General features: G+C 60.4%; 11 protein-coding genes and 1 riboswitch. Of the genes, 6 read left to right on the top strand and 5 right to left on the bottom strand.

Features of this window, described 5'->3' with window-relative positions; genetic code table 11:
* The first annotated feature begins 43 nt into the window (after positions 1–43).
* The 3 genes from G5137_RS13920 to G5137_RS13910 all read left to right on the top strand — a co-directional run bounded on the left by G5137_RS13920 (position 44) and on the right by G5137_RS13910 (position 3890).
* The gene (locus G5137_RS13920) at positions 44–1717 is read left to right on the top strand and encodes a sensor histidine kinase (protein ID WP_160880862.1); all 1674 of its coding nucleotides are present in this window, start codon (positions 44–46) and stop codon (positions 1715–1717) included.
* Between the two features lie 129 nt (positions 1718–1846).
* Complete coding sequence (locus G5137_RS13915) at positions 1847–2590, top strand: LytR/AlgR family response regulator transcription factor (protein ID WP_421203619.1); 744 nt, start codon at positions 1847–1849, stop codon at positions 2588–2590.
* A gap of 109 nt (positions 2591–2699) precedes the next feature.
* A complete protein-coding gene (locus tag G5137_RS13910) occupies positions 2700–3890 on the top strand; it encodes an L-lactate MFS transporter (protein ID WP_040069602.1) in 1191 nt (396 codons plus the stop codon).
* Positions 3891–3963: 73 nt separating this feature from the next.
* Here the strand turns inward: G5137_RS13910 and G5137_RS13905 are convergent, their stop codons facing one another.
* The 4 genes from G5137_RS13905 to G5137_RS13890 all read right to left on the bottom strand — a co-directional run bounded on the left by G5137_RS13905 (position 3964) and on the right by G5137_RS13890 (position 6891).
* The gene (locus G5137_RS13905; protein ID WP_421255558.1) at positions 3964–5088 is read right to left on the bottom strand and encodes a 5-(carboxyamino)imidazole ribonucleotide synthase; all 1125 of its coding nucleotides are present in this window, start codon (positions 5086–5088) and stop codon (positions 3964–3966) included.
* Positions 5085–5594, bottom strand: coding sequence for a 5-(carboxyamino)imidazole ribonucleotide mutase (purE, locus tag G5137_RS13900; protein WP_421255557.1), 510 nt, complete (start codon positions 5592–5594; stop codon positions 5085–5087). Before purE ends, G5137_RS13905 begins: the two co-directional genes overlap by 4 nt.
* Before the next feature lie 63 nt (positions 5595–5657).
* Positions 5658–5960 carry a P-II family nitrogen regulator gene (locus G5137_RS13895; RefSeq protein ID WP_005321666.1) on the bottom strand — a complete coding sequence of 101 codons (303 nt, stop codon included), beginning with the start codon at positions 5958–5960 and terminating at the stop codon, positions 5658–5660.
* Positions 5961–5964: 4 nt separating this feature from the next.
* The gene (locus G5137_RS13890) at positions 5965–6891 is read right to left on the bottom strand and encodes a sodium-dependent bicarbonate transport family permease (RefSeq protein ID WP_005342109.1); all 927 of its coding nucleotides are present in this window, start codon (positions 6889–6891) and stop codon (positions 5965–5967) included.
* Between the two features lie 109 nt (positions 6892–7000).
* Here G5137_RS13890 and G5137_RS13885 point away from each other — a divergent pair, with 109 nt between their 5' ends.
* The 3 genes from G5137_RS13885 (at position 7001) to murI (ending at position 10946) form a co-directional block, all read left to right on the top strand.
* Positions 7001–7903, top strand: a complete 903-nt coding sequence (locus tag G5137_RS13885; protein ID WP_182970116.1) for a LysR family transcriptional regulator — start codon at positions 7001–7003, stop codon at positions 7901–7903.
* 35 nt (positions 7904–7938) lie between these two features.
* Positions 7939–8117, top strand: a riboswitch (cobalamin riboswitch).
* Positions 8118–8168: 51 nt separating this feature from the next.
* A complete protein-coding gene (locus G5137_RS13880) occupies positions 8169–10034 on the top strand; it encodes a TonB-dependent receptor domain-containing protein (RefSeq protein WP_421206738.1) in 1866 nt (621 codons plus the stop codon).
* Positions 10035–10142: 108 nt separating this feature from the next.
* Positions 10143–10946, top strand: a complete 804-nt coding sequence (murI, locus tag G5137_RS13875; RefSeq protein WP_216979762.1) for a glutamate racemase — start codon at positions 10143–10145, stop codon at positions 10944–10946.
* A gap of 7 nt (positions 10947–10953) precedes the next feature.
* Here murI and G5137_RS13870 read toward each other — a convergent pair whose 3' ends face one another.
* Positions 10954–11445: an RNA recognition motif domain-containing protein gene (locus tag G5137_RS13870; RefSeq protein ID WP_005339200.1), complete on the bottom strand. Its 492-nt coding sequence runs from the start codon at positions 11443–11445 to the stop codon at positions 10954–10956.
* Between the last annotated feature and the right edge of the window lie 651 nt (positions 11446–12096).

Here is a 12096-nt window from a genome sequence, read left to right as displayed (position 1 = left end):
AATGCGCAGCCTTGTTGTTTTACATGCGGGAGAGGTGCGGGTGTTGCTCGAAAATCAAATGATGTTGTTGGCGGTGTTCGAACGGGCGGCGCTGATGCTGATGACCCTCTTCTTCCTGACCCGCACCCGGCCGTTCCAGCGGCTGTTCCAGAAGCGGGATCACACCCCGGCGGAGCTGGTGCTGGTAGCCTCCATCTTCTGCCTGTTTGCGGTGTTCAGCACCTACACCGGCATTCCGGTAGAGGGGGCGCTGATCAACGTGCGGATCATCGCCATCATCTCGGGCGGCATTCTGTTCGGCCCCTGGGTCGGCATTCCGGCCGGGGTCATCTCCGGTCTGCACCGCTATCTCATCGACATGGATGGCCACACCTCGATCCCGTGCCTCATCGCCAGCATCATCGCCGGTCTGCTCGCCACCTGGCTGCACCTGCGCTGCCGCAAGTCGCGGCTCTGGCTCTACGGCATTCTGGCGGGGATGCTGTGCGAAGGGCTCACCATGCTGCTGATCTGGCTGCTGACCGAGCCCCACGAAGTCGGGGTGGAGATCGTCAACCATATCGCCTATCCGATGATCGCCGGGGCGCTCTGCATCGGCCTTATCATCAAGCTGGTGCAGGATCTGGATGACGAGAAGGAGCTGATTGCCGCCAAGCAGGCCAAGCTGGCGCTCGATATCGCCAACAAGACGCTGCCCTTCTTCCAGAACATCGATCGCCACTCTCTCAGTCAGGTGTGTGATGTGATCCGGCGCGACATCAGCGCCGATGCGGTGGCCATCACAGATACCCATGACGTGCTGGCTTATGTCGGGGTGGGCAAGGACTATTACGAGCTGGATGAGCACCACGCCATCAGCGGCATGACCCAGCAGGCGGTGCTGCTCGACCAGATCATCATCAACAACGATCTGCGCCAGTATCACCTCTCCGATTTCCACTCGGTCATCATTATTCCGCTGCGAGAAAACGGCTCGGTGAGCGGCACCCTCAAGATCTACTACCGCCGCACCCACAGCATCACCAGCTCCCTGCGGGAGATGGCGGTGGGCCTCTCCCAGCTCATCTCCACCCAGATGGAGGTGTCGCGCATCGAGCAACTCAAGGAGATGACCCGCAAGGCGGAGTTCACCGCCCTGCAGAGCAAGATCAACCCGCACTTCCTGTTCAATGCCCTCAATGCTATCTCGTCGCTGATCCGCATCCGGCCCCAGCAGGCGCGCCAGCTCATCGCCAATCTGGCGGACTACCTGCGCTACAACCTCAACAAGGGGGATGAGCTTATCGACATTCAGGAGGAGCTGCAGCAGGTGCGTGACTACGTGGCAATCGAGCAGGCCCGCTTCGGCGACAAGCTAGAGGTGGTGTTCGAGGTGGATGACGTGCACATTCAGGTGCCGAGCCTGCTGTTGCAGCCGCTGGTGGAAAACGCCATCCTGCACGGCATCCAGCCCCGCAGCGCGCCGGGCCGGGTCACCATCGAGGTGAAACAGCTGGCGGGCGGCATCCGGGTATCGGTGCGCGATACCGGTTACGGCATCAGTCAGGCGGTGATCGACGGGGTCGCCGCCGGTCGGGTGGAGAGTCGCAGCATTGGCCTGATGAACGTGCATCAGAGGGTCAAGCTGCTCTATGGTGACGGCCTGCACCTCAAGCGGCTGGAGCCGGGTACCGAGGTGAGTTTCTATCTGCCGGATCAGGAGTCGATGCCATGCTGAGAGCCATCATGGTTGAGGATAAGTGTGTGCCGCGAGAGGTGTTGTCATGCTGAAAGCGATCATTGTGGAAGACGAATGTTTGATTCGTGAGGAGCTTGCTTCTCCTGTGCTCCTTCAGGGGGCAATGTCATGTTGAAAGCGATCATAGTGGAAGACGAGTATCTGGCTCGCGAGGAGTTGATCTATCTGGTGAATCAGCACAGCCAGATCGAGATAGTGGCGAGCTTCGAGGATGGGCTGGAGGCGTTCAAATACCTGCAGGATCACGAGGTGGATGTGGTGTTTCTGGATATCCAGATCCCTTCCATCGACGGCCTGCTGCTGGCCAAGAACCTGCACAAGTCGAGCCATCCGCCCCACATTGTCTTCGTCACCGCCTACAAGGAATTTGCGGTGGAGGCGTTCGAGCTGGAGGCGTTCGACTACATCCTCAAGCCCTACAACGAGCCCCGCATCATCAATCTGCTGCAAAAGCTCGAGCATGCGGGCAAGTCGCAGCCAGCCACCACAGGGGAGGCGAGCGGCGAGGGGATCAGCCCCCACAATCGCACCGTCAATCTGGTGAAGGGGGAGCGCATCATCGTCACCCCCTGCGAGCAGATCTACTACGCGGAAGCCGACGAGAAGCTCACCTATGTCTACACCCGCGACGATCGCTACGTGATGACCATGACCATCAGCGAGTTTGTCAGCCGGCTGCCGGCCGAGGGGTTCTTTCGCTGCCACCGCTCCTACTGCGTCAACATCAACAAAATCCGCGAAATAGTCCCCTGGTTTAACAGCACTTATCTCATCCGGCTCCATGATCTGCCGTTCGAGGTGCCGGTCAGTCGCAGCAACATCAAGGCGTTCCGTCAGCTGATGCGGCTCTGATTGTCATTCATTCCCGCCGATCTGCATTTCATGCCTTAATCGATCGGCGCGAACTGCGTCTTGCCTATAGTGGCCTCAATTTCCTTAAGGCCATCGACCGAGACGCATCATGACCAAAGAGATGAATCGCACCCGGTACCTGACACTGATCGGTACCATTATCACCCAGTTCGCACTGGGTTCCGTCTACACCTGGAGCCTGTTCAACGCCCAGCTCTCCGACAAGCTGGACGAGCCGGTGAGTCAGGTCGCTTTCGCCTTCGGGCTGCTCAGCCTCTCGCTGGCGGTCGCCTCCTCCATGGCGGGCAAGCTGCAGGAGCGATTCGGGGTGCGCAACGTGACCCTGGGTGCCGGTGTGCTGCTCGGCATCGGTTTCTTCCTCACTGCCCATGCCAGCAATCTGGCGATGCTCTACCTCTGCGCCGGCATTCTGGTCGGTTTTGCCGACGGTACCGGCTACCTGATGACTCTCTCCAACTGCGTGAAGTGGTTCCCGGAGCGCAAGGGGCTGATCTCCGCCTGCTCCATCGGGGCCTATGGTCTCGGCAGTCTCGGTTTCAAATACATCAACCTGCTGCTGCTCTCCAGCTCCGGCCTTGAGACCACCTTCCAGCTGTGGGGGCTGATCGCCATGTCTATGGTGCTGGTGGGCGGCATGCTGATGAAGGATGCGCCCAAGCAGGCCGCTTCCGTGCAGCAGAGCGAGAGCCGTGACTTCACTCTGGCCGAGGCGATGCGCAAGCCGCAGTACTGGATGCTGGCGCTGATGTTCCTCACCGCCTGCATGAGCGGCCTCTACGTCATCGGCGTGGCCAAGGATATCGGCGAGAAGATGGTGGGTCTGCCTGCTGTAGTCGCCGCCAATGCCGTCGCCATCATCGCCATGGCCAACCTGGGCGGCCGTCTGGTGCTGGGTATCCTCTCCGACAAGATGTCCCGCATCCGGGTCATCACCATTGCCCAGCTGATTACCCTGGCGGGCATGGCGCTGCTGCTGTTCGTGCCGCTCAATGCCAACCTGTTCTTTGTGGCGGTCGCCTGTGTGGCGTTCAGCTTTGGTGGCACCATCACTGTCTACCCCTCGCTGGTGAGCGACTTCTTCGGTCTCAACAACCTGACCAAGAACTACGGCGTCATCTATCTGGGCTTTGGTCTGGGCAGCATCATCGGCTCCATCGTGGCCTCCCTGTTTGGCGGCTTTATGGCGACCTTCCACCTGATCCTGGTGTTGCTGGTGGTGGCGCTGGTGCTCTCCCTCACCATTCGCCTGCCGGCACCGGTAGCGGTGGAGCGGGCCTGATAAGCCTCCCTGCCACAGCAAGCAAAAACAGAGACCCGGGCCATGCCCGGGTCTTTGCATTTCCGATGGTCGATCAGCGCGGCGCTAGCCCCAGCAGCTGGCGGGCCTTGCGGCAGCTTTCCTCCACCGTTGACCAGTCGTCACCGGTTACCGTGATATGGCCCATCTTGCGGCCGGAGCGGGGTTCGCCCTTGCCATAGAGGTGCAGATGCAGGCCGGGCAGCGCCAGCAGGGCAGCCCAGTCAGGTGTGCCGTTCTGCCAGAGATCTCCCAGCAGGTTGATTAACAGGGCGGGCCGCACGGCGATCTGCTCCGGCAGCGGCATATCGCACAGGGCCCGCACCTGCAACTCGAACTGGCTGCATGCGGCGTTGTCGAGGCTGGGGTGACCCGAGTTGTGGGGGCGGGGCGCCAGCTCGTTGACCAGCAATTTGCCTTCCACCAGAAAGAACTCCACCGTCAGCACCCCCATGTAATCGAGGGCGGCAATCAGTGGCTCAGCGATCCCTTTGGCCTCGCGCTCCAGCGTTGGCACATTGGCCGGGGAGCGGGTCTGGTCCAGAATGCCGCCGCTGTGCCAGTTCTGCACCAGTGGCAGGGCGCTGATGGCGCCGCCCGGACTGCGGGCCAGGGTCAGGGCAAACTCCCCCTCCAGCGCCAGCCGTTGTTCCAGCACGCAGGGCACGCCACTGGCTGCCAGCGCGCTCGCCAGCTCATCCAGATCGCTCACCTGCCACTGCCCCTTGCCGTCGTACCCTTCGCGGGCCGTCTTGAGAATGGCGGGCAAGAGTTCGCTGGCCTCTGCGGGGATAGGCTCTTCCGGCAGTAGCGCCAGATAGGGTGCGACCCGGATGTTGGCTCCGCGCAGAAAGGCTTTCTCTTCACGGCGATCCTGACAGATGCGCACCGCGCTGGCGCCCGGGCGTACCGGCTTTTGTTTTTCGAGCAGTGCCAGGGTGGCGGCGGGCACATTTTCGAACTCGCAGCTGATGGCCTCGCAGCGGCTGGCCAGTTCGTGCAGGGCTGCGGTGTCGTCATAGGGGGCGACAATATGGTGATCGGCTGCGGCCCCGGCGATGCTGGCCGGATCGGGATCCAGCACCACTACCTTGTAGCCGAGGCGGTGGGCGGCCATCACAAAGTAGCGGCCAAGCTGGCCGCCCCCCAGCATGCCGAGGGTGGCGGGTGGCAGGATCATGTCGGTTCCTCCAGCGTGAGGGCCAGCACCCGGTCGCGCTCGCGGGTGCGGGAGTCGTCGAGCTGCTGCCGGTAGCGGGGGGCGTCGTCGTCTTGTGCGACCGAGAGCAGGGAGACGGCGAACAGAGCGGCGTTGGCCGCTCCCGCTTCGCCGATGGCGAAGGTGGCGACCGGTACCCCCTTGGGCATCTGCACGATGGAGAGTAGCGAGTCCATCCCCTTGAGATGTCGGGAGGGGATGGGCACCCCCAGCACCGGCAATGTGGTCTTGGCGGCGACCATACCCGGCAGGTGAGCGGCGCCACCGGCTCCGGCGATGATGGCGCGCAGGCCGCGCTCGCGGGCACTGGCGGCATACTCGAACAGCAGATCCGGGGTGCGATGGGCCGAGACTACCTGTGCCTCGTAGGGCACGCCGTGCTCCTTGAGGATGCGGGCGGCAGCCTGCAGCACGGGCCAGTCGGAGTCGGAGCCCATTACCAGGCCGATCAGGGGAGGGGTGTTCATCTTTTCTGGTTCCTTGCTGTTAAACGTTTGCTTTTGGTGGGCAAAAAGAGCCGGCAAGCCGGCTCAGAATTTCTCGGGTCGCACGATTTCGACCGGTTGCAGAAAGGCGATCATGGCGTAATCGGGGTAGTAGCGACTCTGCAGGTGGGCCAGCAGCCGCTCCGCCTGCTCCCGGCTGCAGATGGCCTCCAGCCGGATGTTGCCGCTCTCGCTCCAGCTGGCGTTGCGCTCACCATGATCGCCACGACCGCGGGCATCGGTGATGGTGTAGCCGCGCAACCCCTCGCGGGTGAGGGTGCGCAGCAGGGTCGGCTCCAGATTGGCTTCCGTGATGACGGTCAGCAGGGTGCGGGTCTCGGTCTGCATGTGGCTACTCCGTGAAGTGGCGGGCCCAGCTGTGGTAGAGCGGGATCCCCAGCATGATGTTGAACGGGAAGGTGACCCCCAGCACGGCGCTGAGGGACAGCCCCGGGTTGGCCTGGGGCACGGCGATGCGCATGGTGGCCGGCACGGCAATATAGGAGGCGCTGGCCGCCAGGGTGGCCAGCAGGGTCAGGCCGCCGAGAGAGAGGCCCATCAGCTGGCCAGCAGCCAATCCCAGCCCCGCCGAGGCGAGCGGCATCAACAGGGCGAAACCGAGTAGGAACAGGCCGTGGCGGCGCAGATCCTGACACTGACGGGCGACGATGAGGCCCATCTCCAGCAGGAACAGCGCCAGCGCACCCTTGAACAGGTCGACAAACAGCGGTTTGAGCGGGGCAATCCCGTCCGGCCCGGCCAGATAGCCGATGGCCATGCCGCCGAGCAGCAGGGTTACCCCTTTGCCGAGGAAGGTCTCGTGGGCCAGCATGCGCCAGCGGGTCTCGCGGCTGATGCCCCGGGCCAGCACTATGCCCACCAGAATGGCGGGGATCTCCATCACTGCCAGGAAGATGGAGAGCTGGGATTCAAAGCTGATGCCCCGCTCGGTGAGCCAGTTCACCCCGACCGCAAAGGTGGCGACGCTGACCGAACCATAGTGGGCGGCGGTGGCAGCGGCATCGACCCGGTTCATCTTGAGGCGCAGCACGGCAAAGCCGAGCAGGGTCTGCACCACGCCGAGCAGGATCACCAGCGCCAGTTGTGGCAGCAGAGGTTGCAGGGATTGCTGGGCCAGACCGACGCCGCCCTTGAGGCCGATGGCCAGCAGCAGAAAGAGGGAGAGGGTGTCGTAGAGGGCAGGAGGCAGTTTGAGCTCGGAGCGCACCAGACCGGCCAGCAGACCAAACAGAAAGAAGAGTACAACAACGTCCAGCATGATGGTTCGTAGGGCAGTTCAGATAATGGTTGCATGCTAGAGCCCGCAATGTTTCGATAAAATCAGATTCTCGCTGATGGTTGTTCGGTAAAAACTGATAGGGAACGGCATGCTCAACTACAAACAGCTCTACTACTTCTGGCATGTGGCGCGCAGTGGCAGCGTGACGCAGGCCGCCGAACAGCTGCATCTCACGCCGCAGACCATCAGCGGTCAGGTTGCAGAGCTGGAGCAGTCCCTCGGGGTGGCGCTGTTCAACCGGGTGGGGCGGCGTCTGGTGCTGACCGCCGCCGGACGGCAGGCGCAGGAGCAGGCGGGGGCCATTTTCTCGCTCGGTGCCGAGCTGGAGCACACCCTGCGCCACGCCAGTCAGGAGCTGACCATGCAGGTGGGGATCGCCGATTCGGTACCCCGCACTCTGGCGTTCGAGCTGCTGGCCCCCGCCATGGCGCTGGCGACTCCGTTGCGGCTGGTGTGTCACGAGGAGCGGGCCGAGCAGCTGTTCAGCGAACTGGCCCGCCACAAGCTCGACATGGTGCTGATCGATCGCCCGCTCCCTCCCGACAGCGGCGTGCGTGGCTATAACCACGAGCTGGGGCGCAGCCCGCTGGCGCTGTTTGCCAGTCCCGAGTTGGCGGCGCGGGCGCGGGATGGCTTTCCCGCCTCGTTGGAGGGGTTGCCGCTGCTCATCCCCGGAGAGAAATCGGCTACCCACGATCGGCTGCTGGCCTGGTATCGCCAGCAGGGCATTCATCCCCATCTGGTGGGGCAGTTTGATGACTCCACTCTGATGAAGTCGTTCGGCAAGGCGGGGATGGGGATCTTCCCGGCGCCGCTGGCGATGGCTGACGAAATTGGTCGCCTCTACGGGGTGGAGCGAATTGCGACCCTCACCGACGTCACTCTCTCTTACTATCTGGTCTCGGCAGGGCGCCATCTTTCTCATCCCGGGGTACAGGCGGTGATGGAGGGGGCCCAGCAGCGGCTGGCGGCGCTGGTTGGCAATAAATAGAAATCTGGATGGCTATACATCCAGCTTGGCTCTGCCTATAATCCTCCCGCTTTGGCGCATCATGCTTAATAGGGAATCCGGTGAGAATCCGGAGCTGGCGCGCAGCGGTAAGGGGGAACGAAGCGACATCAGGGCACTGCCGTCAGGCGGGAAGCCGTCGCCATAGGCTATCAGCCCCCGAGCCCGAAGACCTGCCAGAGTTCGTATTTCGGGCCGAGAGAAACCGGCCACGAAGTAGATACTTACGCGAACTTAAGGATCTCTCATGTCGAAGAAATTTCTGGCGGCTGCCCTGTTGCCGACGGCGGCGTTTGCCCAGCAGCTGACCATTCCCGTCAATCCCACCATGGTGGTGACCGCTACCCGCGTCGCCCAACCTGCCTCCAGCGTTCTGGCCCCGGTCAATGTGGTGACCCGGGACGAGATCGATCGCCTGCAAGCCCAGACCGTGACCGATGTGGTCAAGACCCTGCCCGGTGTGGAAGTGGTCAGCAATGGTGGCCGAGGCCAGCTCAGCTCGCTGCGGGTGCGTGGTGGCACCTCTTCCCAGACGCTGGTGCTGGTGGATGGGGTACGCAGTGCCTCCCTGACCGCCGGGATGACCGAACTGAACAATCTGCCACTCAATCAGGTCGAGCGGATCGAGTATATCCGCGGCCCGCGCGCCACCATCTACGGCTCCGACGCCATCGGTGGGGTGATCAACATCATTACCCGTCCCGACAAGGGGACAAATCAGCACAAGTTCAATATCGGTGCTGGTTCCCATCAACAGCGTCAGGCCGCTTTCAGTAGTGCCAGCCAGGTAGGTGAGGCGGGTCAGCTCAAGGTGGCTGGCGGTTTTGATGATGAAGAGGGTTACAACGTACACCCCTTGCCCGGCATCAACGATGGTGACCGTCACGGGCATCAGGGCTACAACGCCATGCTGGACTACCAGCAGGCGCTCGGCAGCAATTGGGATCTGTTCGGTACAACCCGCTGGTTCCGCAATGTCGCCCAGTACGACCGCTCTTCTGCGGCTTCCGCCTGGGGGCCTGCCACCCATCAGCGCAACGAGACCTGGACTGAAAACCAGAGCTATCAGCTGGGGTCGCGCTATCACGATGATCGCTATCTGAGTGAGTTGCGTGGCGCCTTCTCCAAACAGGATGCGTACGACTATCAGGACAACAGTGGCCGCGATCAGGCCAATAACCGGACCTACACCCGCCAGTACAGCCTGAACTGGGTCAACAGCTTGAAATTGAACGAGAGCTGGACGCTGGGAGGCGGGGCCGATTGGCAGAGTGATCGACTGGATGATCGCTCCCGCTCCTCCGGCTCCACGTATCCGGCCGACGCCAAAGAGCGTGACAACAACGGCCTCTATGCCCTTGCTCAGTTCGACAACCAGACCTGGCAGGCCGAGCTGAGCGGCCGCAGTGATGACAACGAGCAGTTTGGTCGTCACAACACCTGGCAAACTGGCGCAGGCTGGCGTTTTGTCGAGGATTACCGCCTGAGCGCCCGCTATGGCACCGGTTTCCGCGCCCCCTCCTTTAATGACCTCTACTATCCGGGCTCTGGCAATCCTAACCTGAAGCCGGAAGAGTCGAAGAGCAGCGAGCTGATGCTGGATGGTCAAACTGCGGGTGTCGAGTGGCGAGCCACCGGTTATCGCAATGACTTCGAACAGATGATCCAGTGGGCTCCCAACAGTCAGGGGATGTGGACACCACAAAACGTTGGCAAGGCGCGCATTGAAGGGATCGAGCTGGAAGGGGAGTTCGACACTGGCTGGTTGAGTCATAGGGTCTCTGCCGAGTATAAGTCTCCCAAAGACAAGGTGACCGACAAGCAGTTGCAGCTGATCTCCCGTAAAGGGGCCAAGTGGGTGACTCAGGCGCAGTGGCAGCAGTTTGATGGTTCATTGAGCTGGATCTATCAGGGGGAGCGCTATGGCGATGTGGCCAACACCACCAAACTCGGTGGCTACAGCGTGTGGAATCTGGCGGTCGGCTACAAGGTCACCCCGGCGCTCAAGGTATCTGGCAAGATCAACAACCTGCTGGATAAGGAGTATCAGACTGCAGTGGGGTATCCGGCCGATGAGCGCGCTTACTACGTGACGATGGATTACTCACTCTAAGCCGGACCCGGCCAAGCGGAAAAATCTGGGGCCCTGCTATTGGCAGGGCCTTTTCTATTGGCGGCAGGCGGGAGTATGATCGCCGCCTTGCACCAAAGGGGAGCTCAAGTGGCCAATATTCTCGTGTTTGATTCCGGTATGGGTGGCCTGACCATCTACCGCGAGATCCGCCGCGTTCTGCCGGCACACAACTATTTCTACTGCTTCGATAATGCCAACTTCCCCTATGGTGAATTGAGCGAGCCCGCCCTGATTGCTGCCTGCACCCGCTTGGTGACCACCATGGTGGCCCGTCATCATATCGATCTGGTGGTGATTGCCTGTAATACGGCCAGCACGATAGCGCTGCCAGCCCTGCGTGAGGCACTGGATATTCCTGTGGTGGGGGTGGTGCCAGCCATCAAGCCTGCCGCTGCACAGACTCGCAATGGTTGTATCGGTCTGCTGGCTACGCCAGGCACTGTGAGCCGCGACTATACCCACGAACTGATCGCCCAGTTTGCTCCCGGCAAGCGGGTGCTGCTCAAGGGCACCACCGAGCTGGTCATAGAAGCCGAACACAAGCTGGCGGGCTTGCCGGTCAATATGGCGTTGCTGCGCGAGGTATTGGCCGACTGGCTGGATGGGGAAGAGCAGCCGGATACGCTGGTGCTCGGTTGTACTCACTTCCCGCTACTTAATGAAGAGATTGGGCAACTGATGCCGCAATGCCAGCTTATTGACTCGGGCAGTGCTGTTGCCAAACGGGTGGCCTGGTTGCTGAACAATGGCGGGCATGCCACCGTGCAGCCTGTACATATAGAAGAGGTAATTGCCAGGGCTTACTGTACCCGGCTGGATGGGGAGGCTCAAAAACTGACAGCCCCCTTGCAAGCATGGGGGCTGTCATCACTGGAAGAGGTGAAGTACTGACGAGCGGTTAGGCGTCAGTTTCGCTACCTTCTCTTTCCTCTTTATCACGTTTGTCATTCGCTTCACGCACCTTGAGGGTGCGCTGCTGATACTCTTTATCATTCAAAGCGGCAATCGCTTTGGCGGCATCGGCGGCGGGCATCTCCACGAAACCGAAACCTCTGCGCTTGCCGGTTGCCTTGTCTTTCATCAACCGCACGGAAATGACCTGGCCCTGTTCGGCAAACAATTCGCGCACTGCGATCTCATTGGCGCGATAGGGCAGGTTGCCTACATATAAGGTGCAAGTCTCCTGATTGGCGATCGACTCGGCAACATTAGCCGGGGTTCGCTTCAGGAACAGCGGTACCACGAAACCGCCGATGGCCAGACCTGCTGCAAAAATCACTTCCGCTTTCAAAGAGAACTGCAGGGCCTGGGCAACCAGGTAGCCAACCACTGCCAATACCAGAGCAAGGATTGCGGCCTGCATATATACGGGAAACTTGGATAAATTCATCTTAAAAGACCTTTTGTAAATGAAAGCAAAAAAGGTGCAACACTATATTCACCTCCATGGTAACCAGCTTTCCTGATTGGCGCTACCATGGACCACTCGGGAGAGGTTATCGGCTCCAGTATGGCATTCCCAAGGTCACTGAAGGCGACATAAATGACGCTAAAATGGGAGTGAAATAACCGGATTGTGGATAACATTGTATATATACACTGAATAAGCTGTTTTTAATTGAATAATTTGAAATTTTCGTGATTATCTTCAAAAAAAGTCTTGTCATCGCAGCGCCGCCCCCTATAATGCGCCCCTACCAGCACGGCGGAACACGCCGGACTGATGAGCCAGCTTCCTAGCGAAGTGGGCGCCGAAAGAAAAGCGAAAACAACCGCTTGACTTTCGAGGTGAGAAGCGTAATATGCGCCTCCTCAACGCGACAAGCGTGACGTTCTTTAACAATTTGAATCAAGCAATCTGTGTGGGCACTCACAGCATCGAACATCAAAAACAATTTTTGATTTTCAATGTCTGGTGAAGTGACCAAGACGATTTCTTAGCAATAAGAAGTCGAACAGTTTATTTCAGCAATTCATTGAGCCGCTTTTCGAAGCAACCAAACTTAAATTGAAGAGTTTGATCATGGCTCAGATTGAACGC

Source organism: Aeromonas sp. 600282, from assembly GCF_049175755.1.
In the GTDB taxonomy this organism is placed as follows: Bacteria; Pseudomonadota; Gammaproteobacteria; order Enterobacterales; family Aeromonadaceae; genus Aeromonas; species Aeromonas veronii_A.
This window is presented reverse-complemented; position numbering and strand designations above follow the sequence as displayed.